Origin of the sequence: Streptomyces sp. NPDC002133 (assembly GCF_040296405.1) — a bacterium.
GTDB lineage: Bacteria > Actinomycetota > Actinomycetes > Streptomycetales > Streptomycetaceae > Streptomyces.
In genome coordinates this window covers 55,334-80,994 of sequence record NZ_JBEOXF010000007.1, presented here as the reverse complement: position 1 = coordinate 80,994, position 25,661 = coordinate 55,334, and the positions used below count along the sequence as shown (strand labels likewise).

Annotated in this window: 21 protein-coding genes; 9 read left to right on the top strand and 12 right to left on the bottom strand. The window is 70.6% G+C overall.

Annotated elements, in window-relative coordinates; translation table 11 throughout:
• Window positions 1-37: 37 nt before the first annotated feature.
• The 3 genes from fomD (at window position 38) to ABT078_RS11005 (ending at window position 4,805) form a co-directional block, all read left to right on the top strand.
• A complete protein-coding gene (gene fomD / locus ABT078_RS11015; RefSeq protein WP_351226171.1) occupies window positions 38-715 on the top strand; it encodes a cytidylyl-2-hydroxypropylphosphonate hydrolase in 678 nt (225 codons plus the stop codon).
• Between the two features lie 549 nt (window positions 716-1,264).
• Entirely contained in the window at window positions 1,265-3,244 is a 1,980-nt protein-coding gene (locus ABT078_RS11010; protein WP_351226169.1) for a SpoIIE family protein phosphatase, read from the top strand.
• 118 nt (window positions 3,245-3,362) lie between these two features.
• Complete coding sequence (locus ABT078_RS11005) at window positions 3,363-4,805, top strand: catalase (protein WP_351226167.1); 1,443 nt, start codon at window positions 3,363-3,365, stop codon at window positions 4,803-4,805.
• Window positions 4,806-4,868: 63 nt separating this feature from the next.
• On the opposite strand, the gene ABT078_RS11000 is transcribed toward ABT078_RS11005, so the two are convergent.
• On the bottom strand, window positions 4,869-7,169 hold the full coding sequence (locus ABT078_RS11000; protein ID WP_351226165.1) for a transglycosylase domain-containing protein: 2,301 nt from the start codon (window positions 7,167-7,169) through the stop codon (window positions 4,869-4,871).
• A 409-nt stretch (window positions 7,170-7,578) separates the two neighbouring features.
• Between ABT078_RS11000 and ABT078_RS10995 the strand changes: the two genes are divergently transcribed.
• From ABT078_RS10995 to ABT078_RS10985, 3 genes are read left to right on the top strand one after another with little or no spacing between them, the layout of a single operon-like run.
• On the top strand, window positions 7,579-8,103 hold the full coding sequence (locus tag ABT078_RS10995) for a PadR family transcriptional regulator (RefSeq protein WP_351226164.1): 525 nt from the start codon (window positions 7,579-7,581) through the stop codon (window positions 8,101-8,103).
• A complete protein-coding gene (locus ABT078_RS10990; protein WP_351226162.1) occupies window positions 8,100-8,786 on the top strand; it encodes an ABC transporter ATP-binding protein in 687 nt (228 codons plus the stop codon). The genes ABT078_RS10995 and ABT078_RS10990 overlap by 4 nt, the downstream gene beginning before the upstream one ends.
• Window positions 8,783-11,104, top strand: a complete 2,322-nt coding sequence (locus tag ABT078_RS10985; protein WP_351226160.1) for an ABC transporter permease — start codon at window positions 8,783-8,785, stop codon at window positions 11,102-11,104. Before ABT078_RS10990 ends, ABT078_RS10985 begins: the two co-directional genes overlap by 4 nt.
• Window positions 11,105-11,202: 98 nt before the next feature.
• Here the strand turns inward: ABT078_RS10985 and ABT078_RS10980 are convergent, their stop codons facing one another.
• Window positions 11,203-12,192 carry a hydrogen peroxide-inducible genes activator gene (locus ABT078_RS10980; RefSeq protein WP_351226158.1) on the bottom strand — a complete coding sequence of 330 codons (990 nt, stop codon included), beginning with the start codon at window positions 12,190-12,192 and terminating at the stop codon, window positions 11,203-11,205.
• A 130-nt stretch (window positions 12,193-12,322) separates the two neighbouring features.
• Between ABT078_RS10980 and ABT078_RS10975 the strand changes: the two genes are divergently transcribed.
• Window positions 12,323-12,877, top strand: a complete 555-nt coding sequence (locus tag ABT078_RS10975) for a peroxiredoxin (protein WP_351226156.1) — start codon at window positions 12,323-12,325, stop codon at window positions 12,875-12,877.
• Window positions 12,878-12,879: 2 nt separating this feature from the next.
• On the top strand, window positions 12,880-13,413 hold the full coding sequence (locus tag ABT078_RS10970; protein WP_351226154.1) for an alkyl hydroperoxide reductase: 534 nt from the start codon (window positions 12,880-12,882) through the stop codon (window positions 13,411-13,413).
• Window positions 13,414-13,514: 101 nt separating this feature from the next.
• Here ABT078_RS10970 and ABT078_RS10965 read toward each other — a convergent pair whose 3' ends face one another.
• From ABT078_RS10965 to ABT078_RS10940, 6 genes are all read right to left on the bottom strand, one after another.
• Window positions 13,515-13,877 carry a hypothetical protein gene (locus tag ABT078_RS10965; protein WP_351226152.1) on the bottom strand — a complete coding sequence of 121 codons (363 nt, stop codon included), beginning with the start codon at window positions 13,875-13,877 and terminating at the stop codon, window positions 13,515-13,517.
• A gap of 218 nt (window positions 13,878-14,095) precedes the next feature.
• Window positions 14,096-14,821, bottom strand: coding sequence for a hypothetical protein (locus tag ABT078_RS10960; RefSeq protein WP_351226150.1), 726 nt, complete (start codon window positions 14,819-14,821; stop codon window positions 14,096-14,098).
• Window positions 14,818-16,188, bottom strand: coding sequence for an AI-2E family transporter (locus tag ABT078_RS10955; RefSeq protein ID WP_351226148.1), 1,371 nt, complete (start codon window positions 16,186-16,188; stop codon window positions 14,818-14,820). Before ABT078_RS10955 ends, ABT078_RS10960 begins: the two co-directional genes overlap by 4 nt.
• 128 nt (window positions 16,189-16,316) lie before the next feature.
• Window positions 16,317-17,006: an aggregation-promoting factor C-terminal-like domain-containing protein gene (locus ABT078_RS10950; protein ID WP_351226146.1), complete on the bottom strand. Its 690-nt coding sequence runs from the start codon at window positions 17,004-17,006 to the stop codon at window positions 16,317-16,319.
• A gap of 413 nt (window positions 17,007-17,419) precedes the next feature.
• Window positions 17,420-18,742, bottom strand: a complete 1,323-nt coding sequence (gene phoH2, locus ABT078_RS10945; protein WP_351226144.1) for an RNA 5'-3' helicase PhoH2 — start codon at window positions 18,740-18,742, stop codon at window positions 17,420-17,422.
• Between the two features lie 981 nt (window positions 18,743-19,723).
• Window positions 19,724-20,485, bottom strand: coding sequence for an isoprenyl transferase (locus tag ABT078_RS10940; protein ID WP_351226417.1), 762 nt, complete (start codon window positions 20,483-20,485; stop codon window positions 19,724-19,726).
• A gap of 169 nt (window positions 20,486-20,654) precedes the next feature.
• Here ABT078_RS10940 and mgrA point away from each other — a divergent pair, with 169 nt between their 5' ends.
• Complete coding sequence (mgrA, locus tag ABT078_RS10935; protein ID WP_351226142.1) at window positions 20,655-21,692, top strand: L-glyceraldehyde 3-phosphate reductase; 1,038 nt, start codon at window positions 20,655-20,657, stop codon at window positions 21,690-21,692.
• A 336-nt stretch (window positions 21,693-22,028) separates the two neighbouring features.
• Here the strand turns inward: mgrA and ABT078_RS10930 are convergent, their stop codons facing one another.
• From ABT078_RS10930 to ABT078_RS10915, 4 genes are all read right to left on the bottom strand, one after another.
• Window positions 22,029-22,388 (bottom strand): winged helix-turn-helix transcriptional regulator, encoded by a 360-nt coding sequence (locus ABT078_RS10930; protein ID WP_351226140.1) that lies wholly within the window; start codon window positions 22,386-22,388, stop codon window positions 22,029-22,031.
• Between the two features lie 260 nt (window positions 22,389-22,648).
• On the bottom strand, window positions 22,649-24,232 hold the full coding sequence (locus tag ABT078_RS10925; RefSeq protein ID WP_351226138.1) for a DUF2079 domain-containing protein: 1,584 nt from the start codon (window positions 24,230-24,232) through the stop codon (window positions 22,649-22,651).
• Between the two features lie 11 nt (window positions 24,233-24,243).
• A complete protein-coding gene (locus tag ABT078_RS10920) occupies window positions 24,244-24,639 on the bottom strand; it encodes a cupin domain-containing protein (protein ID WP_351226415.1) in 396 nt (131 codons plus the stop codon).
• Between the two features lie 75 nt (window positions 24,640-24,714).
• Window positions 24,715-25,641: a prepilin peptidase gene (locus ABT078_RS10915; protein WP_351226136.1), complete on the bottom strand. Its 927-nt coding sequence runs from the start codon at window positions 25,639-25,641 to the stop codon at window positions 24,715-24,717.
• Between the last annotated feature and the right edge of the window lie 20 nt (window positions 25,642-25,661).

The window sequence follows — 25,661 nt, the reverse complement described above, 5'->3', positions numbered from 1 at the left end:
CGCAGCGGAGGGGTGCCACCGCCCCTAAGATCTGCGCATGACAGGATCGGCGGGCTTTCGGCACTGGGCGCCAGGGGAGCACATCCTCTGGCGCTATCGCGGCAACGCCTCCGGTGACGTCCACATCTGCCGGCCCGTGACCGTCGTCGAGGACACGGGCGAGCTGCTGGCCGTGTGGATGGCGCCGGGGACCGAGTGCGTGAAACCGGTGCTGGCCGACGGCACGCCCGTGCAGCAGGAGCCGCTCGCCACGCGCTACACCACGCCGCGGACGACGGTCCGGTCGCGGTGGTTCGGCACGGGCGTGCTGAAGCTGGCCCGGCCCGGTGAGCCGTGGTCGGTGTGGCTGTTCTGGGAACGCGGCTGGCGGTTCAAGAACTGGTACGTGAACCTCGAGGAGCCCCGTGCCCGCTGGTCCGGCGGGGTGGACTCGGAGGACCACTTCCTCGACATCGCGGTGCACCCCGACCGCAGCTGGCGCTGGCTGGACGAGGACGAGTTCGCGCAGGCGCAGCAGGCCGGGCTGATGGGCGCCCGGCAGGCCGGGCTGGTGCGGGCGGCCGGGCAGTCGGCGGTCGAGGTGATCCGGGCCTGGGGGCGGCCGTTCTCGGACGGCTGGGAGGACTGGCGGCCCGATCCGCGGTGGCCGGTCCCCGAGCTGCCGGAGGACTGGAACCGGCCCCGGCCGGGCACCCCGGCACGCACCTCCGCATGACGACGTCGTGAGACCCTTGATGCGCCCCCGGGGTTCAAACGTAGGATCGTCCTCCGCAAGGCTGAGTCGCTTCAACGAATCGGCACCGCACCGGAACTGACCGCAAGTCATCACGAGGGGGACGAAAACCGTGCTTGATGTGCGCCCGGATCTCCCTCAACCTGTCGACGCCACGCCCGGATTGGGTATGGGACACATCGACCGTCCAGGGGCGCTGCCGTCCCGGACCACGGGCGGATCCTCCGCCCGCAGGTCCGGGGACCCGCGGCGCAGCCGCGATCGTCACCGCTCCCGGACGCGCACAGCGGCACCCGAGGCGAGCCTGGCACGATCCGGAAGACAGGACCCAGGGCCTGTCTTCCGGATCAGGCCGGATCAGCGAGCGGGCTCTGGTGCGTGCAGCTGCAAGGCGGAGGAGGAAGTCGACGCGGAGCGTCGGCGACCGACGACAACGCAGCAGATGTGCGTGCCAGAACCTGCGAGCCCGGCAAGATCCGGAAGACAGGCCCTGGCCTCGCATTACCGGCCCGGACGGACGGAACCCCACGCGTGACGGAGCATCCCACCTCCCACGAAGGCCGGCAGCCTTTCGCTGCCCGGCCTCAGGAACGCACCCGGCCCCGGCAGGAGGCGGCTCATGCCCCCAGGCCGGCCGGCGGCGGCGTGCCCGCCCAGCCGCCCGCGCCTGTCGCGCAGCCCGCCCCACCCTCGTCCGTTCCGCCCGTACCTCCCGTCCCGGCGTCGCCGCCGGGAGCCGGGTCGACGACGGCGGCGACGGCGGCCCCGGCGGGTGCGCCCCAGGACCCCACGGGGGTCGCGCGGCGCGAGGGCGACCGGCTGCGGTTCGTGGGGGCCGCGACCAGACGGATCGCGCGCGGCATAGACCTCGACGAGATCGTGCTCGGGCTGTGCCGGGCCACGGTGCCGACGTTCTCGGACGCGATCCTCGTCTATCTGCGTGACCCGCTGCCGGTCGGCGACGAGCGGCCGGTCGCGCCGTTCGTGTTGCGGCTGCGCCGTACCGACCGGCTGCGTTTGACCGACGAGGACACCGACGGCGCGCTCCTCACCGCCACCCAGATGCCGGTGCTCAGCCCGCAGACCGACCTGCCCGCGGCGGAGCTGTGCGAGGTGCAGGCCGGCGGCGCGCTCGCCGAGGTGCTCCGCGGTGTGCGGCCGGTCTTCGGCGACTCGGCCGCGGCCCGGGCGGCGCTGCCGGAGCTGCTCGGCGACGGCAAGAGCGTACCGACCGGGCACCGGGCGATCCTCGCCCCGCTGCGCGGCCGGCGACGCGTCATCGGCGCCGCGATCTTCCTGCGCCGTCCCGACCGTCCGGCGTTCGAGCCGAACGACCTGCTGGTGGCGGCCCAGCTGGCGACCCACACCGCGCTGGGCATCGACAAGGCCGTGCTGTACGGCCGCGAGGCGTACATCGCGGACGAGCTGCAGCGCACGATGCTCCCCGATAGCCTGCCGCAGCCGACCGGTGTGCGGCTCGCGTCCCGCTATCTCCCGGCGGCCGAGACCGCCCGGGTCGGCGGCGACTGGTACGACGCGATCCCGCTGCCCGGCAGCCGGGTCGCGCTGGTCGTCGGCGATGTCATGGGCCACTCGATGACCTCGGCCGCGATCATGGGCCAGCTGCGGACGACGGCCCAGACCCTGGCCGGTCTGGACCTGCCGCCGCAGGAGGTGCTGCACCACCTCGACGAGCAGGCCCAGCGTCTCGGCACCGACCGCATGGCGACCTGCATGTACGCCGTGTACGACCCGGTCTCGCACCGCATCACCATCGCGAACGCGGGCCATCCGCCGCCGATACTCCTCCACCTCGGCGGACGCGCCGAGGTGCTGCGCGTGCCGCCGGGCGCACCCATCGGAGTCGGCGGGGTGGACTTCGAGGCCGTGGAGCTGGACGCGCCCGCCGGGGCGACGCTGCTCCTCTACACCGACGGCCTGGTCGAGTCGCGGCTGCGGGACGTCTGGACCGGGATCGAGCAGCTGAGGGAGCGGCTCGCCGCGACCGCACAGCTCACCGGTCCCGACCACTCGCCGCCGCTGGAGGCGCTCTGCGACGACGTGCTCGACATGCTCGGCCCGGGCGACCGGGACGACGACATCGCGCTGCTCGCCGCCCGTTTCCACGGGATCGCGCCGAGCGATGTCGCGTACTGGTTCCTGGAGCCGGAGGAGCAGGCTCCCGGCCGGGCCCGGCGCCTGGCCCGCAGGGCACTGGCCCGATGGGGTCTGGAGGAGGAGCTCTCCGACTCGGTGGAGCTGCTGGTCAGCGAGGTGGTCACCAATGCCGTGCGGTACGCGGAGCGGCCGGTGACGCTGCGGCTGCTGCGCACGGACGTGTTGCGCTGCGAGGTCGGCGACGACTCTCCGCAGCTGCCCAGGCAGCGGCGGGCGCGGGACACCGACGAGGGCGGGCGCGGGCTGTTCCTGGTGAACCGGCTGGCCAGACGGTGGGGGGCGACCCGGCTGTCGACCGGCAAGGTGGTGTGGTTCGAGCTGCCCACGCGCTGAGTCGTACCGGACCCAGGATTGGACCACGTCCAAATGTTGCCGACCTCTCGTCGGCGGAGTTGACTGCTGTGGTGGACGAAGCGACCTCGTGACCCCCCATCTCGACGGGAGGACGCTCGTGACTTACACGACGAACAACTCCGGAATCCCGGTGGAGAGCGACGAGCATTCGCTCACCATCGGTCCCAGCGGTCCGATCCTGCTCCAGGACCACTACCTGATCGAAAAGATGGCCCAGTTCAACCGTGAACGGGTCCCCGAGCGGGTGGTCCACGCGAAGGGCGCAGGCGCGTACGGCAGCTTCGAAGTCACCAACGACGTCAGCCAGTTCACCAAGGCGGACCTCTTCCAGCCGGGCAGGCGCACCGAGATGCTGGCCCGCTTCTCGACGGTCGCGGGTGAGCAGGGCTCGCCGGACACCTGGCGCGACCCTCGCGGGTTCGCACTCAAGTTCTATACGGAACACGGCAATTACGATCTCGTCGGCAACAACACGCCGATCTTCTTCGTCCGCGACACGATCAAGTTCCAGGACTTCATCCGGTCCCAGAAGCGCCACCCGGCCACCGGGCTGCGCAGCAACGACATGCAGTGGGACTTCTGGACGCTGTCCCCCGAGTCCGCGCACCAGGTGACGTGGCTGATGGGCGACCGCGGGATCCCGAAGACCTACCGCCATATGAACGGCTACGGCTCCCACACGTACATGTGGATCAATGGCGGCGGCGAGCGGTTCTGGGTGAAGTACCACTTCAAGACCGACCAGGGCATCGAGTTCCTCCCCCAGGCCGAGGCCGACGAGCTGGCCGGCAGCGATGCGGACAAGCACCGCCGGGATCTGCACGAGTCGATCGAGTCCGGGAACCCGCCGTCGTGGACCCTCAAGGTCCAGATCATGCCGTTCGAGGACGCGGCGGACTACCGCTTCAACCCCTTCGACCTGACCAAGGTATGGCCGCACGGCGACTACCCGCTGATCGAGGTCGGGCGGATGAGGCTGGACAAGAACCCGGAGGACTTCTTCGTCCACATCGAGCAGGCCGCCTTCGAACCGTCGAACATGGTGCCGGGCATCGGCCCTTCGCCGGACAAGATGCTGCTCGGCCGGCTGTTCTCGTACCCGGACACGCACCGGTACCGGATCGGTCCGAACTATGCCCAGCTGCCGCCGAACCGACCGCGCTCGCCGGTGAACTCGTACGCCAAGGACGGCCCCATGCGGTACGTGCCGTCGAACGCGTCGATGCCGTACGCGCCGAACTCGTACGGCGGTCCGGCCGCCGACTTCGGGCGCTTCGGCGACCCGGCGGGCTGGGCCGCCGCAGGCGAGATGGTGCGCGAGGCCTACGAGCTGCACGCCGAGGACGACGACTGGGGCCAGCCCGGCACCATGGTCCGCCAGGTCCTCGACGACGCGGCGCGCGACCGGCTGGTGTCGAACGTCAGCGGCCATCTGAAGCAGGGTGTCACGCGGCCCGTCCTCGATCGGGCGGTGCAGTACTGGCGCAACATCGACAAGGAGATCGGCGACCGCATCTCCAAGGAGGTAAACGGAGGCTGATCGGGCTGACGCGAAGCGGCAGGGGCCCGGCGCCGTCGCGCCGGGCCCCTGCCGCTTCGCCGCCTACTGCTTCGGCGGCCGGATGCCTTCCGTCGTCCCGTCCGTGCTGCCGCCGGACGTACCGCCGCTGTCCGTACCGCCGTCGCTCGTGCCGCCGTCCGTACCGCCGTCGCTCGTGCCGCCGTCCGTCGTACCGCCGTCGTCCGTGCCGCCCGAGTCGGTGCCCGACGAGTCACCGGGCCTCGTGGGCGGGGTACCGGTCGGGGTGTCGTCCGGTGTACCGGTCGGACGGCCGTCCGGCTTCTTGGTCTTCGTCGGCTTGTCGTCCGGGCCCTTGGGCTTCTCGGTCTCCGTCGGCTCCTCGGTCGGGGTCTGCGTCGGCTCCTGCACGGGCTCGGAGATCTCCAGGTCGAACTCCTCGTCGGAGCCGCCGCCGAGGGCGCCCGTCGTGTACTGCTGCCAGATCAGCGCGGGGACGCCACCACCGTTGGCGCGGCCCGGGTTGATGGCGTCGGTGAGGGTGACCTGGCCGGTGCCGTCCGGCTTCTCACCGAAGAGACCGACGGCGGTGACGAGTTCGGGGGTGTAGCCCACGAACCAGGCCGAGCGGTTGTTCTCCGACGTACCGGTCTTGCCGGCCGCGTGGTAGTCGCCCAGCGCGTTCGTGCCGGAGCCGCTTTCCACGACGCCGGTCATGGCCTCCGTCACGGTGTCGGCGGCCTCACGGCTGATCGCCTGATCCCCGATCGGATCGGGGATGTCGACCGTGCGGTCCCGGTGCTTGGCGGACCGCACGATCGTCGGGGTCGTCTTCTTGCCGTGGTTGTCGAGCGTCGCGTACACCCCGGCCATGTCCCAGGGCGACGCACCCATCGTGCCGAGCGACATGGCGGGCTGCTCGGGCCAGCCCTTGCCGTCCTTCATGCCGAGGTCGAGGGCGGTCTTCTTCACCTTGTCCGGGCCGACGTCCACGATCATCTGGGCGTAGACCGAGTTGATCGACTTGTTGGTGGCCGTCTGGACGGTGACCTTTCCGTAGCTCCGGTCGTCCTCGTTCTCCGGCGCGAAAGGGACGTCGCTGCCCTCGACGGGCCGCTTGCTGGTGCCGTCGTAGACCGTGTTGAGGCCGATCGCGCGGTCGTCCTGGGTGTGGGACTCGTTCTCCAGGGCGGAGGCGAGCACGACGGGCTTGAAGGTCGACGCCGGCTGGTAGTCGCGGCGGGTCGCGTTGGAGAGCCAGTGCTCGGTCGCGCTGACACCGCCGTACAGGGCGACGACATGCCCCGTCTTCGGGTCGACGGAGGTCGCACCGGCCTGGACGGTCACGGCGCGCTTGTCGCCCTCGCGGTCGAGCTTCTTCTCGAGCTGGTCCTCGACGGCCTTGGTCAGCGCCTTCTGCTTCTTCTCGTCGATGTTGAGCGTGATGGTCCAGCCACCGGCCTTGATGTCACCCTCGCTGACACCCTGGCGCTGAAGCTCGTCGTTGGCCGCCTCGACGAGATAGCCGGTCTGGCCGTCCATGCCGGGGGCAGCCTTGGGCTTCTCGGGAACGGGGAATTCGAGGCCCGCGCGCTTGGAGGCGTCCAGCCAGCCTTCCCCGACCATGTTGTCCAGTACGTAGTTCCAGCGGTCGGTCACCAGCTTCTTGCCGGTGTCGGACGCGACCGCCCAGTCGTACTGGCTCGGGGCCTGCAGGAGTGCGGCGAGGTACGCGCCCTGGGCGACGTCCAGCTTCTGGGCGTCGATGCGGTAGTACGCCTGGGCCGCGGCCTGGATTCCGTACGCGCCGCGCCCGTAGTAGCTGGTGTTGATGTACCCGGCGAGGATCTCGTTCTTGTCCTTCTGCTGGTCGACCTTGAGCGAGATGACCAGTTCCTTGAGCTTGCGGCTGACCGTCTGGTCCTGGTTCAGGTAGTAGTTCTTGACGTACTGCTGAGTGATCGTCGAACCACCCTGCTTGCCCTTGCCGGTGACGGTGTTGAGCAGACCGCGGGCGGTGCCCTTCAGGTCGATGCCGGAGTCCTGGTAGAAGGACTTGTTCTCGGCGGCGATGAACGTCTTCTGGACGTCCTGCGGGATCTTCTCCAGGCCGACGATCTCACGGTTGATCGTGCCGGTACGGGCGAGGATCTTGCCGTTGCCGTACTTGTAGACGTTGCTCTGCATCTGGGCCTGGGCGTTGCCCTCGGGGACCGGCACCAGGATGTAGGTGATGATGAACGCCGCCATCATGGCCAGGCAGAGGCCGAGGAAGGTGCCCAGCACCTTCCTCCAGGTGAAGAAGCGGCGTATACCGCCACCGCCGCTGGGTTTCGTCCGGCGCGCTCCACGCTGCCGGGCCCGCCGCTCTTCCGCTCGGCCCATCGCCCCGTCGCTCCGCTCTTCGTCGTCAGATCAGCTCAGAAAGTTAACATCGCCAGTACAGACAAAGGACAACTGATCCGGTCTTTTCCGGACGTGAGAATCAGCACCTCTCTCACAGGGAACCGACGCGCGAGGCGGCCGGAGGGTTGTGCGCCCCTCGAGGCTGTGAACCTCCTCCCACCACGGCCCGGCACTGTCGACGCTCCTGCGGCGCGCCCCGGGCGAGCCCTCGGGCGGGGCCCGGCGCCGTCCGGTGGACCCGGGCGCCTGCCCTCCATCGCCGGACGCGCTTCAAAAGTCCCGTACAGAACCGTGACAATTGCGCCCGACCTGCGGAAACAGCCTCTCGCCTTCGGCTGTGCACTGCGGGTATACATGCGATGTATACGCACTGTGTAGAGTCACCGGCATGTCAATCGGTCACACCCTCCTCGGACTCCTGGAGTCCGGCCCCCGCCACGGCTACGACCTCAAGCGCGCCTTCGACGAGAGGTTCGGCCACGACCGCCCTCTCCACTACGGCCAGGTCTACTCGACGATGTCGCGCCTGCTGAAGAACGGTCTCGTCGAGGTCGACGGCATCGAGCCCGGCGGCGGTCCCGAGCGCAAGCGGTACGCGATCACCGAGGCCGGCATCACCGACGTCGCCCAGTGGCTCGCGACGCCCGAGAAGCCGGAGCCTTACCTCCAGTCGACCCTCTACACGAAGGTCGTCCTCTCTCTGCTCACGGGCCGCAGCGCCGGCGAGCTGCTCGACACCCAGCGCTCGGAGCATCTGCGGCTGATGCGCATCCTCACCGACCGCAAGCGCCGCGGCGACCTCGCCGACCAGCTCATCTGCGACCACGCCCTGTTCCACCTGGAAGCCGATCTGCGCTGGCTGGAACTGACCGCCGCCCGTCTCGAAGGCCTCGCCAAGGAGGTTCGCGGATGACTCCCGCCGGTTCCCTGCTCTCCGCCGTCGCCCTGCGCAAGTCGTACGGCCCCACCCCCGCCCTCGACGGTGCCGAATTCTCCATCCACCCAGGCGAGATCGTCGCCGTCATGGGCCCCTCCGGCTCCGGCAAGTCCACGCTGCTGCACTGCCTCGCCGGCATCGTCACCCCCGACTCGGGCACCATCACCTACGCCGGACGCGAGCTCTCCGCGATGAACGACTCCGAGCGCAGCGCCCTGCGCCGCAGCGACTTCGGCTTCGTCTTCCAATTCGGCCAGCTCGTCCCCGAACTCACCTGCGTCGAGAACGTCGCCCTGCCGCTGCGCCTGAACGGCACCGGGCGCAAGGACGCCGAACGCACCGCCCTGGCCTGGATGGAGCGCCTGGAGGTCGCCGACCTCGGCAAGAAGCGACCCGGCGAGGTCTCCGGCGGCCAGGGCCAGCGCGTCGCCGTCGCCCGCTCACTGGTCACGGGGCCCAAGGTGCTCTTCGCGGACGAGCCCACCGGCGCCCTCGACTCCCTCAACGGCGAACGCGTGATGGAGCTCCTCACCGAGGCCGCGCGCTCCACCAATGCCGCCGTCGTCCTGGTCACCCACGAGGTGCGCGTCGCCGCCTACTCCGATCGCGAGATCGTCGTACGCGACGGGAAGTCACGTGACATGGAGCGCGCCGTATGAGCGCCCGGACCTGGCCGCGGGACCTGCTCATGGGCGCCAAGTTCTCCGTCACCGGGGGCCGTGAGGGGTGGACACGGACCCTGCTGACCGCCGTCGGAGTCGGCCTCGGCGTGGCCCTGCTGCTCTTCACCACCGCCATCCCCAGCGCCATCGAGGCCCGTACGGACCGGACCGACACCCGCAACAACTACACCGTGGCCGAGCAGGCCGGCGACGACACCCTGCTCATCGCCCAGAACGACAGCACCTTCCGAGAGCGCAACGTCGTGACCCGGCTGGTACGTCCACAGGGCGACGAGGCCCCGCTGCCTCCCGGGCTGAGCCGTTTCCCCGGCCCCGGCGAGATGATCGTCTCCCCGGCGCTCGCCGCACTCCTCGACTCCTCCGAGGGCAAGCTGCTGGAGCCCCGTCTGCCGTACAAGAACGTCGGCACCATCGGGGACGAGGGCCTGATCGGCCCGCACGAACTGGCGTACTACGCCGGCAGCGACACCATCGAGGCGGGCCAGGACTTCGTCCAGCAGATCAACGGCTACGGTGACGCGCCGCAGAAGGAGCCCTGGGACCCCGTCCTCCTGCTGCTCGTCCTGATCATCTTCGTCGTGCTGCTCCTTCCCGTGGCCGTCTTCATCGCCGCCGCGGTCCGCTTCGGCGGCGAACGCCGCGACCGGCGGCTGGCCGCACTGCGGCTGGTCGGCGCGGACGGGGCGACGACCCGCAGGATCGCGGCGGGCGAGGCGCTGGGCGGCGCCGTCCTCGGACTGTTCGTCGGGCTCGCCCTCTTCTTCGCCGGACGCCAACTGGCCGACCGGGTCGGTGTCCTGGAGACCGGGATCTACCCGTCGGACCTCAACCCGAGCCTGACGCTGACCCTCCTCGTCGCCCTGGCCGTGCCCATCGCCTCCGTCGCCGTCACCCTCTTCACGATGCGCGGCGTCGTCATCGAACCGCTGGGCGTGGTCCGCGTCTCCAGGCCCCCGCGCCGGCGGCTGTGGTGGCGGCTGTTGATGCCGCTGGCCGGCCTGGCGCTCCTCTACCCGATGATCGGGCAGGACGAGGGCGAGCAGTTCAACCAGTGGCAGGTCACCGGGGGTGTGGTCCTGCTCCTCGTCGGCATCACCGCCCTGCTGCCCTGGCTGGTCGAGTTCGCCGTGACCCGGCTCGGCGGCGGCTCCGTCTCCTGGCAGCTCGCCGTCCGCCGCCTCCAGCTGAGCAGCGGCATCGCCGTACGCCCGGTCAACGGCATCGCCGTGGCGGTGGCCGGGGCGATCGCCCTGCAGTCCCTGTTCACGGGTGTGGAGAGCCAGTACACCAAGCCCACGGGCGCCGACCTCGAACGTGCGCAGCTCCAGGTGCTCACCCCCTCCCAGGTGGCGGACTCCCGGATGCCGAAGATCGTCGAGCGCATCTCCTCCGCGACGGGCGTGAAGCACGCCGTGTCCTTCGCCTCGACGGAACTCGGCGACAAGGCCCGCGACCCCGACACGTTCGTCCCGCTCACCGTCGCCGACTGCGTCTCACTGCGGGAGATCGCCCGGCTCAGCACCTGCGCGGACGGGGACGTGTTCCTGCTCCGGCCGGACCCGAAGCTGGCCGAGGGCGAGCCCATCGCGAAGCCCGGCCAGACGGCCTTCCTCAACCCGCTCACCGACGACACGGAACCGCTCGAGGCGATCGCCTGGACGGTCCCGGCGGACGCCCCCACCGTGGACGCCCGCCACGACCCCACCGGCTACGCGCGCGGCGGCATCGTCGCCACCCCGTCCGCGCTGCCCGAACTCGCCGGGGACAGCCTCAGCCACACGACCTACGTCACCCTCGACGAGAGCGTGCCCGACGCCCTCGAGCACGCCCGGAACGCGATCGCCCAGGCCGACCCGATGCTGGTGCCGATGACCCTGCGGGCGATTCAGGTCAACGACCGCTTCGCCTCCGTGCAGAGGGGCCTGCTGATCGGCGCGACCGCGGTGCTGCTGCTGATCGGGGCCAGCCTCTTCGTCTCCCAGATGGAACAGCTGCGGGAACGCAGGAAGCTGCTCGCGGCGCTCGTCGCCTTCGGCACCCGCCGCCGCACCCTCGGCGCCTCGGTCCTCTGGCAGACCGCCATCCCGATCCTGCTCGGCCTCGGCCTCGCCTGTACCACCGGGCTCGCCCTCGGCGCGGTCCTGCTGCGCATGGTGAACCGCCCGGTGAGCTTCGACTGGGGCTCCGTGGCCGCGATGACCGGCATCGGCGCGGCCGTGGTCCTCGTCGTGACCGCGCTCAGCCTGCCGCCGCTGTGGCGGATGATGCGGCCGGAGGGTCTGCGGACGGAGTAGCGTCCCCGCCCGCAACACGGTGCGGTCCTTCCTCGGGGGAGGGACCGCACCGTGGTGTGGGATGAGGAACGACGCCTACCGTCGGTCGCGGGACACGGTCACGTACGTGCGGCCGGCAGCACCCGCACCGGGAGTCCCGCGAGTGCCTCCCGGAGGGCGTCCGCGAACTCCTCGAACTCGCCCTGCCGTGCCGCCCCGGTGCGCATCGCCAGGGCGACACGGCGCGCGGGGGCCGGATCGGCGAAGTATCCGGTCACCAGGCTGTCGTTGCGGCCCGTCTCGACCTGGACGGCAGTGCGCGGCAGCAGCGTCACGCCCAGCCCGCCCGCGACCAGCTGGACCAGCGTCGAGAGGCCGGCCGCGGTCGTGGTGACCGGGGTGCCCTCCGTGCGGCCCGCCTCACGGCAGATGTCGAGGGCCTGGTCACGCAGGCAGTGCCCCTCGTCGAGCAGCAGCAGCGGAAGCTCCTTCAGCGCCTCGCGCGGAATGTCGTGGCGGCCGCCGAGCCAGTGCTCCTGCGCCGTCACGAGGACGAAGTCCTCGTCGAAGAGGGGAAGTTCGGTCACGCCCGGCACCCCGAGCGGCACCGCGAGCAGCAGCAGGTCGAGCCGCCCGCCGGACAGTCCCTCCAGCAGCGACGAGGTCTGCTCCTCGTGCACCTGGAGGTCCAGCTCCGGGTAGCGCTCGTGCACCAGCCGCAGCACGCTCGGCAGCAGATACGGCGCGACCGTCGGGATCACCCCCAGCCTCAGCACGCCGGTGAACGGGGCCCGTACCGCCTCGGCCTCCTCCAGCAGTTCCCCGACCGCGTCGAGGACGGCCTTCGCACGGACCGCGAGCCGCTCCCCGGCGGGCGACAGCAGCACCTTGCGCGTCGTGCGCTCCAGCAGCTGGACACCCAGTGCCTCCTCCAGCGCCGACACGGCTCCGGACAGCGCGGGCTGACTCATCCCGATTGCGGTCGCTGCGTCCCGGAAGTGCAGATGCTCGGCCACGGCGGTGAAGGCACGCAACTGCGCCAGGCTGGGCTGCTTGCCGGGCTGCTTGCCCCGGTTCACCGTATTCGTTCCAGCAGTCTTCGTCGCCATTGATAAGTGTCTCCGATCACGATGACCCAGTCTAGCTATTTCTGTGATCAATGCACTCTGTGCCAGGGTGGAGCTCCGTCCAACCCCAGGAAGCCCTCACGAGGGGCCTTCCAACCTGCAAGGAGAGCGCGTGCTCACTGTCGGTGACCAGTTCCCCACGTTCGAGCTGACTGCCTGCGTCTCGCTGGAGAGCGGCAAGGAGTTCGACCAGATCACCCACAAGTCCTACGAGGGCAAGTGGAAGGTCGTCTTCGCGTGGCCCAAGGACTTCACCTTCGTCTGCCCCACCGAGATCGCCGCGTTCGGCAAGCTGAACGACGAGTTCGCCGACCGCGACGCCCAGGTCCTCGGCTTCTCCGGCGACTCCGAGTTCGTCCACCACGCCTGGCGCAAGGACCACGCCGACCTGCGTGACCTGCCCTTCCCGATGATGGCCGACTCCAAGCACGAGCTGATGCGCGACCTCGGCATCGAGGGCGAGGACGGCTTCGCCCAGCGCGCCGTCTTCATCGTCGACCCGAACAACGAGATCCAGTTCACGATGGTGACCGCCGGTTCCGTCGGCCGTAACCCCAAGGAGGTCCTGCGGGTCCTCGACGCCCTGCAGACCGATGAGCTCTGCCCCTGCAACTGGACCAAGGGCGAGAACACCCTTGACCCGGTCAAGCTGCTGGCCGGTGAGTGAGCATGGCTCTCGATGAGCTGAAGTCCGCGCTGCCGGACTATGCCAAGGACCTGAAGCTGAACCTCGGTTCGGTGATCGGCAACAGCGAGCTCCCGCAGCAGCAGCTGTGGGGCACGGTGCTGGCCTGCGCGATCGCCTCGCGCTCGCCGATCGTGCTGCGTGAGCTCGAGCCGGAGGCCAAGGCCAACCTGTCCGCCGAGGCGTACACGGCCGCCAAGTCGGCCGCCGCGATCATGGCGATGAACAACGTCTTCTACCGGACCAGGCACCTGCTGTCGGACCCCGAGTACGGGACGCTGCGCGCCGGCCTGCGGATGAACGTCATCGGCAACCCCGGTGTCGAGAAGATCGACTTCGAGCTGTGGTCGCTCGCGGTCTCCGCGATCAACGGCTGCGGCCAGTGCCTCGACTCGCACGAGCAGGTGCTCCGCAAGGCGGGTGTCGAGCGCGACGTCATCCAGGAAGCCTTCAAGATCGCTTCGGTGATCCAGGCGGTCGGTACGACGCTCGAGGCGGAAGCCGTCATGGCGGGCTGACTCGCCGAGTCGTGACAAGGGCGCCCCGCCCGGCTGTGTGCCGGGCGGGGCGCCTTTGCCGTACGCGGACGTCGCGGGCTCACGAACCCGCGTCCGGCGCCTCACGAACCCGCGAGCCGGGCCGCGGCCACCGCCCCTCCGACCACCGCCGCCGAGGCCGAGGCCGCGAACAGTGGAAGCCGCAGGCTCCACGTGCGCAGTGCCGGTGAGCGGGAGACCCGGTCCGGCAGTGCGTCACGGCCCCGCGGCACGATCAGGCCGACACCGGTGAGCGTCAGCGCCGTGCCGCGGCCGAAGGCGACGACCACGGCGAGCGCGACGGTGAGCCTGGGTAACGACGGCAGCGCGTGCGCGCCCCGGACGTCGACGAGCGGGGTGGCGGCAGAGGCGTCGACCGCCGTGCCGTCGAAACGGCAGCGCGTGCGCGCCCCGCACGCCGACGAGCCGGGTGGCGGCAGAGGCACCCACCACCGTGCCGTCGAAACGGCAGCGCGTGCGCGCCCCGCACATCGACGAGCCGGGTGGCGGCAGAGGCACCCACCACCGTGCCGTCGAACTCGACGACGACCTGCGTCAGTCCGCCCCTGTCGATGAGCGGGCTCAGGTCGAGGGCGGCTACGTCACGGCTCCAGGCTCGCGGAGCCGTCCGGAGGTGATCAGCGTCCCGTTCGGGTCTGTTGCGTCACACGGGGCGCTTGAGGCGTGCCAGCAGCGCCTTCACGTCCTCGACGACCGGGGCCTTGAGCGCGGAGACGTCGACGGGCTCCGGCGACCACGTCTCGTCGTCGACGGCGCGCTCGGCATTGATGTCGACGCGGACCACGGCCTGGCCGTCCAGCACCATCAGGTCCAGCTCACCCTGGCTGTCCTGCCCCACCAGCAGATACGCGCGCTCGCCGATGCCCTCGACGCGTTCGGGCTCGATGGTCTCGCCGTCGACCGACGGCGGCCGGGCCACGGCGTCGAACTCCGGACCGGGGTCGGTCTCCTTGTGGAGCTGGTAGGAGACCGCCACCCAGTACTGGACTTCCTCGGTCTGCACGATCTCGAAGAAGCAGAGCGAGTCGTCGAGGGCCGGGTGCTCGTCGATCTCCGGGTTGCCCTCGCCCCGCTTCCCGACCGCCGCCGACAGGGCCGTGAACTCCGCGTCCTGGCACAGGTTGCGGCTCACCCGGTAACCGCCGAGATCGGGGCCGATGCGCTCGTACGCGTACAGGCCGCCCGCCCACACCGCGGACGCGAGCACCGCACCGCCGAGCGCCCACAGCCAGGGGCGGGGCGGCCGCGGCGGCTTCGGTCCGTCGTCGCCGGCCTCGACGACGTCGGCGGCCGGAAGGGCGGGAAGACCGATTTCGCCCACCAGTTCCGGTTCCGAGATCGATCCGTGCAGCTCCGGTTCCGAGATCACCGCTCGCCCTCCTGTCCCGGCGGCGGTGTCGGCGCCAGGTCCATCACCGTCGCACCATGCGGCCCGGGGCCGATGCGATGCACCTGCCCCTGGCTGTACGCGCGGAGATAGCCCACCACCGTGTTGGTCACCGCCACCAGGGGCACCGCCACGACCGCACCGCCGATGCCGGCCGTCAGGCCACCCGCGGCCACCGCGAGCACGACGGCCAGCGGATGCACCCGCACCGCGCGGCCCAGGATGAACGGCTGCAGCACATGGCCCTCGATCTGCTGTACGGCGAGGACGACGACCAGCACCATCAGCGCGGTGAACACGCCCTGGGTGACGAGCGCGACGATGACCGCGAGCGCGCCCGAAACGACCGCACCGACGAGCGGGATGAAGGAGAAGAGGAAGATGAAGACAGCGAGCGGCACGGCGAGCGGCACATCGAGGATGTAGATGCCGAGACCGATGAAGATCGCGTCGATCATGGCCACCACCACCGTGCCCCGCACATAGGCGGTCAGGGTCCGCCAGGCACGCGGGCCGGCCCCGGCGACGCCGGGCCTCGCCTGCGCGGGCACCAGCTTCAGGCACCACCGCCAGATCCGCTTCCCGTCGTAGAGCAGGAAGAGGGTCGAGAACATCGCCAGCAGCATCCCGGTGAGGATCTCGACCATCACGCTCACGCCCTGCAGCCCGGCGGAGGTGATCTCCTCGGTGTTGGTGCCGATGGTGTCCTGGAGGTTCTTGGCGATGTCGTTGATCTGCTGTTCGGTCACGTGGAACGGACTGTTGAGCAGCCAGCGCTTGAGCTCCTCGATACCGTCCTTGACCCGGTCGGCGACGTTGTCGAGGTTGTCCAGCACCTGCCAGACCACGAACCAGCCGACGAGTCCCATGACGACGAAGCCGAGGATCGCGGTGACGGCGGTGGCGATCCCGCGCGGCAGCCCGACCTTCCTGAGCCTGGCCACGGTGGGCTGGAGCAGTGCGGTGATCAGCAGCGCGGCGACGAAGGCGAGGACGACCAGCTGCACGGCGCTGATGACCCGCATCAGCACCCACAGGGTCCCGGCGAGGACGAGCAGGCGCCAGCCGGCCTCGGCGGCGACCCGCATCCCCCACGGGATCGCCGATGCCGGGTCGGGCCTGGTGACGACGGCGGCGGCTGCGGAAGGGGTGGCGGGGACGCCGGGCGCGTACGAGGGCGGCGGCGGGACGCTGTCGCGCTGCCGTCCTGCGGCCGGCTCCTCTTCGCCGTTGCCGTTGTCGTGCCCGCTGCCGTTGCGGGCCGCCTCGGCCCGGCGCTCCTCCAACCGCCTTCCCCATCGGGCCAGTCCGGCCCCCAGCCGCTCCAGCCACTCCGGCGTTCTCGACATCTCGCTTCCCTCTTCCCCCGGGTCCGCCCCGACCGTACACGCACGAAGCCCCTCACCGTAGGACGGCGAGGGGCTCCACGACGTTGAGCGTCGGGCCGGGCCAGATCGGGCGGCCCGGTACCGAGGGCCTAGTACCAGTGGTTGGCCTGCCAGAACGACCAGGCGCCGCAAGGGCTGCCGTAGCGGTCGTTCATGTAGTTGAGGCCCCACTTGATCTGGGTGGCGGGGTTGGTCTGCCAGTCGGCGCCGGCGGACGCCATCTTGGAGCCCGGAAGCGCCTGGACGAGACCGTAGGCGCCGGAAGACGGGTTGGTGGCGCGGTAGTTCCAGGTGGACTCGTGGTCCACGATGTTGCTGAAGCACTGGAACTGGTCGCCCGGAATCATCTGCCGGGCCATCGCCTGGACCTCGGCGACGGTGTAGGACGACTGGGTCGCGAAGCTGGAGGCGCTGCGGACGGCGTCGCGGCTTGCGCGCTCGGCCTTCTCCTCGGCCTCGCGCTCGGCCTGCTCCTCGGCGGCCTGCTTCTTCGCCTTGGCGTCCTTGGCGGCCTGGATACGGGCCGCTTCCTCGGCAGACTTCTTTGCAGCCGCGTCCGCGGCAGCGGCCTGTGCATCGGCCTGCTGCGTCAGGGACGCGACCTGAACCTGGGCCTGTTCACCGACGGGGATGTCTGCGAGAAGCGTCGCGTCGGCGGCAGCCGTCTCGAAGTCGTTCGAGGGCTGCGGGGTGCCCTGGGCCACGCCCACGACGGCGCCGACGGTGGTGACCGCTGTGGCGGACGCCACGGCGAATCCCCGGACCGAGATCCGGCTCACACGGTTTCCTTCCAGCATCGTCCGCACAGGTGACCTCGCGGACGCAATCTTGCCCCTGGCACTGGCACCCCCACTTGCTAGGTCACGGGAGGCACGGGCCCGACGGGCAACTCCCTTGCGGGGAGTGCCGCATGGTGCTCGGGCGGCATACGGCGGCGTCTGTTGAGTTGTGTGGTGCCACATCCCTGGGGATGCGTGTGTGCCGTATGCGGGGCCTGACGGAAGCAAGACTCTGCCGGAACCCGAGGGCGCAAGGCAATTCTTCGTTACGTGTGAAAGCTCACACCTCGTTTGCCTCAGGGATTCCACGGAAAGCGCCGCACAGCACGACGCCGCCCGGCTAAGCTCCTTGGCTTCGCCGGGCGGCGCCAACTTCCTTACGGAATCACCCGTTTTTACCGGGCTCTATGGGATCAGATGTGCCCGTCCTCCAGCATTTCGGTCACCAGCGCGGCGATCTGCGAGCGCTCGGAGCGGGTGAGCGTGACGTGGGCGAAGAGCGGATGCCCCTTCAACTTCTCGACGACGGCGACGACTCCGTCGTACCGGCCGACGCGCAGATTGTCCCTTTGTGCCACATCGTGCGTCAGGACGACCCGGGAATTCGCCCCAATACGTGACAGAACGGTCAAGAGGACGTTCCGTTCCAGGGACTGGGCCTCGTCGACGATGACGAACGCGTCGTGGAGGGACCGGCCCCGGATATGGGTGAGCGGCAGCACCTCGAGCATGCCGCGCCCCAGGACCTCCTCGATGACCTCACGGCCGGCGACCGCGGAGAGCGTGTCGAAGACCGCCTGGGCCCAGGGGCTCATCTTCTCGGCCTCGGTGCCCGGCAGATAGCCGAGCTCCTGCCCGCCGACGGCGTACAGCGGCCGGAAGACCATCACCTTCTGGTGCTGCCGGCGCTCCAGCACCGCCTCCAGGCCCGCACAGAGGGCCAGCGCGGACTTGCCGGTGCCCGCGCGACCGCCCATGGAGACGATGCCGACGTCCGGGTCGAGCAGCAGATCCAGGGCGATGCGCTGCTCGGCGCTGCGGCCACGGATGCCGAACGCCTCGCGGTCCCCACGGACCAGGCGGACATTGCCCTCGGCGGTGATACGGCCCAGGGCCTTGCCTCGCTCGGACTGGAGGACGAGGCCGGTGTGGACGGGGAAGTCCACGGCCTCGGGAACGTACAGCGTCTCCTCCTCATAAAGGATGTCCACCTGCTCGGCAGACAGGGCCAGTTCGGACATTCCGGTCCAACCGGAGTCCGTGATGGCGAGCTCCGCCCGGTACTCCTCGGCGAGGAGACCGACGGACGAGGCCTTGATGCGCAGCGGCAGGTCCTTGGACACGACGGTGACGTCGTACCCCTCGGCCTGGAGATTGCGGGCCACCGCGAGGATCCGCGAGTCGTTGTCGCCCAGCCGGTAGCCGGCGGGGAGCACGCCGGGGTCCGAGTGGTTGAGCTCGACGCGGAGCGTGCCGCCGAGGTCGCCCATCGGAATGGGTGCGTCCAGGCGCCCGTACCGGACCCGGAAGTCGTCCAGCAGGCGCAGGGCCTGCCGGGCGAAGTAACCGAGCTCCGGATGGTGCCTCTTGGCCTCCAGCTCCGTGACCACGACGATCGGGAGCACGACTTCGTGCTCGTCGAAGCGGGCCAGAGCTTTCGGGTCGGCCAGCAGGACGCTGGTGTCGAGAACGTAGGTGCGCCTGTCGGGCATGCGGCGCTTTGAGCTGTTCACCACGGAAGGACGTACCCCCTCGGCTGAGATCGGGGTGCGACGACGTCGCGGGCAGTGGGACCGGTCTCCGGCCGCGATGCACGGGCCGGGCACCGGCCCCCCGTTCCTTCCGTGCTGACCGCACGGTCGTCCTGGCGCAAAGGGCCTCCCGGGCGAGCGGCTCCGTGCCACTCGCTGTAGAGCGGCATCCGGACTGGTTGTCCGAATGCCGACCTGGAGGGGGTATTCCCTCGAACAAGCACAGCCATGCCATGGCATATGACGACGCGTCGATGAACAGGCGATGACCATGACCGCGAGCTTGTGGCGGTGCAGGCCGGCGGGCGTCCCTCCGCCTCGGTCCCCGCGCGGCCGAGACCCCTGTGCCTCGGCGCGAATCCGCCGCTGCCCGGTCCGGGCCGGACGGGCTCGGGGCCACCCGCGGCGGGCCCCTTCCCCGCCCCTTCCCCGCCGTATCGGTTTTGCGGATCCGCCGAGCGAGGGACAGGCCCTCGGCTCCGATGGGCGACAACATCGCGCCGCCCACGGCGGCCGGGTCGTGCATGCGTTCGGCTGGGCCGACGGGGGTACCCCGGGCGAAGCCCTGGAGGGAGGCGACCCAGTCATGGGGCCCACACATGCACTCCGAGCGCGTACGAACGGTTCCTGCGCCTCCACCGGAGCCCGTACGGCGCTTGAGAACGGACCCACGGGCTCAGTCCACTGAAGCCGGTACGGCGATGGAGGCGGACACCCGGGACCACCCGGCACCGACGGGCTCAACCCAGCCCTCCCGGCGATGGAGGACGGACGTACAAGGCCCAGCAGACGGTGCCGGGAACGCCATTGAAGCCCGTCCGGCGACGCGGGACGGGCACACGGGCCCACGCCGCGGTATCGGGCTCAACCCGGCCCGCCCGTCGATGGAGGACGCGGACACGGGCTCACCCGACGGTGCCGGACGCGTCCAGGACCGGGCGGGGGCCCGGGGGCGCCGCCCCTGGGTCAGGCGCCGTAGCGGCGGTGGCGGGCCGCGTAATCCCGCAGCGCCCGGAGGAAGTCGACCTTGCGGAGGGCCGGCCAGAAGACTTCGCAGAAGTAGTACTCGGAGTGCGCGCTCTGCCAGAGCATGAAGCCCGACAGCCGCTGCTCCCCACTGGTGCGGATCACCAGGTCGGGGTCGGGCTGCCCCCGCGTGTAGAGGTGCGAGGCGATCAGGTCCGTGTCGACGATCTCCGCGAGCTCCTCGAAGCTCGTCCCCTTCGACGCGTGCTCCGTCAGCAGCGACCGCACCGCGTCCGCGATCTCCTGGCGCCCGCCGTAGCCGACGGCGACGTTGACGAGTATCCCGTCGATGCCGACGGTCGACTGCTCGGCCTCCTTGAGCACGGCCTGTGTGCGTGCGGGCAGCAGATCCAGCGTGCCGACGTGGTGCACCCGCCAGCGCCCGTCCGCCGCCAGCCCGCGCACCGCGTCCTCGATGATGCCGAGGAGCGGAACCAGCTCCTCCTCCGGACGGTCCAGGTTGTCCGTGGACAGCATCCAGAGCGTGACGACCTCGACGTCGGTCTCGGCGCACCAGCCCAGCAGCTCGTGGATCTTGTTCGCGCCGGCCTTGTGCCCCTGCTCCGTCGTACCGCCGGACGCCTTCGCCCAGCGCCGGTTGCCGTCCAGGATGACGCCGATGTGCTTGGGCACCTGGGCATGGTCGAGGCGGCCTTCCACACGGCGCGCGTAGAGCCGGTACACCAGGTCGCGCAGGTTCACGTAGTCCACCCTCTCGGTTCGTCCGGGCCGGCACGACCCTTGCGGGGTCCGGCCCGCCGCGCAGCGACACCTCTCGCATGCCGTGGCTCCCCCGAGGTCGCCACATTACTGGGCAGCGGCCACAGCCACCCAACCCGGTCTGTCACAAGTCCGTGATAAGCAGAGAAGCATGAACGATTCCCCCTACTACCGCGCCGCCGAGAGCCGCTACGACTCGATGGAGTACCGCCGCACCGGCCGCAGCGGACTGAAGCTTCCCGCGATCTCGCTCGGCCTCTGGCACAACTTCGGCGACGACCGCTCGCTCGACTCGCAGCGTGCGATCCTGCGCCGCGCCTTCGACCTGGGAGTGACTCACTTCGACCTGGCGAACAACTACGGACCCCCGCCCGGCTCCGCCGAGCTGAACTTCGGCAAGATCTTCGCCCAGGACTTCGCCCCGTACCGGGACGAACTGATCATTTCCACCAAGGCCGGCTATCTCATGCACCCCGGCCCGTACGGCGAGTGGGGCTCCCGCAAATACCTGATGTCGTCGCTCGACGCCTCCCTGAAGCGGATGGGCCTCGACTACGTCGACATCTTCTACTCGCACCGCTTCGACCCGCACACCCCGCTCGAGGAGACGATGGGCGCGCTGGCGTCCGCCGTCCAGCAGGGCAAGGCGCTGTACGTGGGCGTGTCCTCGTACAACGCCGAGCAGACGGAGGAGGCGGCACGGCTGCTGAGGGAGATGGGTGTTCCCGCGCTCATCCACCAGCCTTCGTATTCGATGATCAACCGCTGGATCGAGGACGACGGCCTGCTCGACACGCTGGAGACGGCGGGCATGGGCTGCATCTCGTTCGTGCCGCTCGCCCAGGGCCTGCTCACCAACAAGTATCTGACCGGCATCCCGGAGGGCTCGCGGGCGACGCAGGGCAAGTCGCTCGACCCGAACCTGCTCTCGGCCGAGGTGCTCCGTCGGCTGAACGGGCTGCACGAGATCGCGCAGCGCCGCGGCCAGTCGCTGGCCCAGCTGGCGCTGAAGTGGGTGCTGCGCGACGAGCGCATGACGTCCGCGCTGATCGGCGCGAGCCGGGTGGAGCAGCTGGAGGAGAACGTGGCGGCGCTGGCCGGTCCGCCGCTCTCCGACGAGGAGCTGAAGGAGATCGACGCCTTCGCGGTGGACACCGCGGGGACGAACATCTGGGCCGGCCGAGGCTGACCCGACCGCCCGGCTGAAGCGGGCGCGACTGCCCGGAAGACGCCGGGCACAAGAAACGGGCCGGTCCGTGGGGGGGATACGGACCGGCCCGAGGGGGGGTTTCCACCATAACCCTTCGTAAGTGATGCTGCGTGCCACGCCATGCCACAATTACTCTCCGAATTCACCGGACTGCGGTCCGAAGGCGGAAACCTGCCGGAAGTACCGCGTCAGACGTAGGCGAAGCCGTACGGAGACAGGGGCACGTCTACTCCCCACGGGGGACCGGAGGCGCTGGTCACACGGTTGACGCCACCCGGCCGGGCGAGCGGACGCGGATCGGGCGGCGGACGCGGATCAGGCGGCCTGGTCCCCGGCGCGGGCTTTATTGGCCAGAATCCGGTCCATGAAGTCCTCACCCCACTGGCCCAGCGGCAGCAGCGCGGTGTTGAGCGCCTGCCCGAGATCGGTGAGCGAGTACTCGACCCTCGGCGGCACCTCCCGGTACACCTCCCGGTGCACGACCCCGTCCGCCTCCAGCTCGCGGAGCTGCTGGATCAGCATCTTCTCGCTCACCCCGGGCACCAGCCGCTTCAGCTCGCCGAAGCGGTGGGTCCCGTCGTGCAGGGCCCAGAGGATCATCGGCTTCCATTTTCCGCCGACGACGTCGACCGCTGCGTCGAGACCGCAGCTGTAGGAGATCTTTCCCTTGGCCACCGTCGACCAACTCCTCGGCTCGCCATGACAATTGTGGCACTTACCTGTTCGACAGTACTCCACATGGCGACAGTCAGGGGCGCGACGCCTGCGGGGGGCCTTCTCCCCGCCGCGCCCCTTCCCGAATGAGGGCTCCGCCCCGCATCCCGTCCCCGACTGCGCCGGTCCGGCCCCCTGCGCCCCGCCGCCCCACCGGGCGGCACCGGGCACGCCCCCAGGGTCGGGGCCGGCCCGCCCCAGGCGGTCACGCGGTCATGCGGTCACCCGGTCGCGTCGGCCGTCCGCCGGAGCAGGGTGATGCCGTCGCGCTCGGCGACGACCTCGTAGCCGTACGAGCGCTTCGCCGCGTCCAGCTCCGCGAGCTGCTGCTCCGGCGGGTAGGGCCAGTGCCCCGTCCTGTACGGCCAGGCCTCGGGCGCCCGGCGGTCGTGGACGATCCACTCCGCCGTCGGCGGGGGCAGCCGCTTCCTGTCGTACTCGTACAGCTGTCCCTCGACCGGCCAGGTCGGGAAGATCACGACCTCGCAGCGCGAAGTGAGCTGCGGCGCGAGCCGGTTGGACGCGGCGACCGTCGCCCCGTCCGGGATGCGCTGGAGCAGCGAGCGTGCGGCCTCGACGTGCGGGGTCGTGCGCCATGTGGCGCGCTGGGCCAGCTGGGCGAGAGGGAAGGAGGGGAGCATGACCACGGTCACGGCGATGACGGTCAGAAGCGAGGCGCGGACGTGGCGGGCCGCGAGGGGGTGGCCGGACGCCCTGTAGCGGGTGAGGGCGTCGACGAGGCCGGCGAAGACGATCGGCATGAGGACGGCGCTGTAGTGGAAGGCGGTGCCCCAGTGGAAGGCGTTCTCGGACAGCATCCGCCAGGCCAGCGTCGGCACGGCCAGCAGCGAGAGCGGCGAACGCAGTGCGACGAGCGCGCCCGGCGCGAAGACGAGGATCAGGGTCATCGCCTTGATGTCGGGCCGGAGCGCGTCCAGCGGGGCGAAGGCGACGGTGGCGAGGAGCGAACCGTGCCCGTCGGCGAGGTTGCCGCCGTGCGCGTACCCCCCGCCGGGGTTGAACGCCGGAAGCATCAGCTTGATCTCGATCGCGCTGCCGACCAGCCCGGCCACGGCGGTCGCGACGCCGAGTCCGCCCGCCCTCTTCCCGGCGCCGGCCCGCCATCCGCCCTCGGCCTGCCACCCGCCCTTCCAGGCGATGTACGCCCCGACCGCGGCCAGCGTCAGCCCCAGGTCCTCCTTCACCAGCAGCAGCGGCGCGGCCCAGGCCACCGCCCGCCCCCACCGCTGCCGCCCGAGCGCCTCGAGCGCGTACGCGAGCAGTGGTACGGCCAGGGCCACCTCGTGGAAGTCGAAGGCCGAGGCCGACGCGATGCCCCAGCTCGCCCCGTACCCGAATGAGACGACATGCGCCGCGCGCCGCCCGAGCGCCCGGGCGGCCCAGCGGGCGAGCGGCACGACGGCGACGGCGAGCAGCGCGGACTGGGCGACGAGCAGACAGAACGGGGACGGCCAGAGCCGGTAGAGCGGGGCGAGGACGGCGATGAGGGGGTGGAAGTGGTCGCCGAGGAGGTTGAAGCCCTCGCCGCGCAACGGGACGACGGGGGCACGGAGTTGCGCGTAGGCGCGCACGGCCTGCTCGAAGATGCCGAGGTCGTAGCCGGTGGTGCGGAGCAGCAGGTGGCGGCGCACAGCGACGGTCGCGTAGAGAAGGAACAGCCCCGCCGCCCATCCCCACGGGAGGAGGAGGGCGGCGGAACGGCCGACGGGCGGCCGTGCGACGGGGGCCGGGGCTGTGCCCGTATGCGCACCGGGCACCGTCACTCTGTCAATGAATGTCCGCATACGCCCGAATGCTAGAGGGCGTGCCCCATCGTGCTGTCCACATGACCGGGGATCTCCCCCTCGTGGCGGTCACCTGTCGTCCTGGTCCCGGACGGCTCGAACATCAGGATCGGACCACCGGGCGACGAGGGCTTGTGCTCGGTGCCCTTCGGCACGACGAAGGTGTCGACCTTGTGGAGCTCGACCGTCGTCTCCGTACCGTCGGCGGCGTTGCGCAGCGCGATGTCGAAGCGGCCGTCGAGGACGAGGAAGAACTCGTCGGTGTCCTCATGGACGTGCCAGACGTGCTCCCCTGCGGTGTACGCGATGCGGACGTCGTAGTCGTTCATACGGGCCACGATGCGCGGGCTGTGGACGTCGTCGAAGGAGGCGAGCGCCTCGGTGAGGTTGACGGGCTTGGACTCCATGGCCTCGGTGTCCATGGCACGAGTCTGCGCGCGGCACGTACGCGGCGTCTTGTACGCATGGGCGCACAGGCGGCACTAGGCCGCGAGCGCTCCCAGCAGCAGCCCGATCAGCGCCCCCGAGATCATGAACGGCCCGAACGGGATCGCCGACTTGCGCCCGGCCTTGCGGAGCACGACCAGCCCGAGCCCGTATGCCGCCCCCAGCAGGAATCCCGCGAAGGCCCCCACGAACAGGACACCCCAGCCGTACCAGCCGAGCGCAACCCCGAGCGAGAGGGCCAGCTTCACGTCGCCGAAGCCCATGCCATTGGGGTTGATGAGGAAGAGCAGCAGGTACGCGGCGCCGAGCACGAGCCCGCCGAGCAGGGCCGTCGGCCACGATCCGGCGGCACCGGGCAGCAGCGCGGCGCCCCCGAGCAGCACGGCGGCCGCGCCCGCCAGCGGCAGGGTCAGATGGTCCGGCAGCCGGTGGACGTTGCGGTCGATGAGCGCGAGCAGTACGGCGACGGGCGCGAGCAGCGCCCAAACGGCGGCTTCGGGCCGGGCCCCGGCGGCCGCCGTGAGCGCGGCGCAGACGAGTGCGGTGAGGGCCGGGACGAGGAGCGAGGGCCGGTACGGCACGGGCTCGCGCTCGAGAGCGGTGTCCTCCGTCGTGGCGGCTTCCGGCGTGCCGGCTTCCGGTGCGACGTCTTCCGGTGCGGCGTCTTCAGGCGCGGCGTCTTCAGCCGCGTCCAAAGCCTGACCCGCCGACGGCACGGGTGCGGGCGCCGGAGCCGGGGCGGTAGCCGGAGCCGGAGCGGCCACCGCGCAGCTCGCGCACCGAGCCGGCCCCAGCCAGCCCCGCGCGGGCCCGGTGATCGGATGCGCCGCGGGGCACGCGTCCCGCCACTCCTCCTCGGGCTCCACGGACAGCCGGTACGCGGCACGCGGCACGAGCGCCCCCGCCCCGGCCCCCCAGGCGGCGGCGATGACGGTCAGCGCGACGACGTACCCGTTCTCCACGCGCTCGACCCTAGAACCGC

Excerpts from the sequence above, each read along its gene's own strand:
- ABT078_RS11000 (WP_351226165.1), bottom strand. The coding sequence starts at position 7,169 with ATGGGCCGAGCGGAAGAGCGGCGGGCCCGGCAGCGTGGAGCGCGCCGG.
- ABT078_RS10985 (WP_351226160.1), top strand. The coding sequence starts at position 8,783 with ATGAGCGCCCGGACCTGGCCGCGGGACCTGCTCATGGGCGCCAAGTTC.
- ABT078_RS10920 (WP_351226415.1), bottom strand. The coding sequence starts at position 24,639 with ATGGAGTCCAAGCCCGTCAACCTCACCGAGGCGCTCGCCTCCTTCGAC.
- ABT078_RS10980 (WP_351226158.1), bottom strand. The coding sequence starts at position 12,192 with ATGGCGACGAAGACTGCTGGAACGAATACGGTGAACCGGGGCAAGCAG.
- ABT078_RS10925 (WP_351226138.1), bottom strand. The coding sequence starts at position 24,232 with ATGCGGACATTCATTGACAGAGTGACGGTGCCCGGTGCGCATACGGGC.
- ABT078_RS10995 (WP_351226164.1), top strand. The coding sequence starts at position 7,579 with ATGTCAATCGGTCACACCCTCCTCGGACTCCTGGAGTCCGGCCCCCGC.
- ABT078_RS10990 (WP_351226162.1), top strand. The coding sequence starts at position 8,100 with ATGACTCCCGCCGGTTCCCTGCTCTCCGCCGTCGCCCTGCGCAAGTCG.
- mgrA (WP_351226142.1), top strand. The coding sequence starts at position 20,655 with ATGAACGATTCCCCCTACTACCGCGCCGCCGAGAGCCGCTACGACTCG.
- fomD (WP_351226171.1), top strand. The coding sequence starts at position 38 with ATGACAGGATCGGCGGGCTTTCGGCACTGGGCGCCAGGGGAGCACATC.
- ABT078_RS10970 (WP_351226154.1), top strand. The coding sequence starts at position 12,880 with ATGGCTCTCGATGAGCTGAAGTCCGCGCTGCCGGACTATGCCAAGGAC.
- ABT078_RS10955 (WP_351226148.1), bottom strand. The coding sequence starts at position 16,188 with ATGTCGAGAACGCCGGAGTGGCTGGAGCGGCTGGGGGCCGGACTGGCC.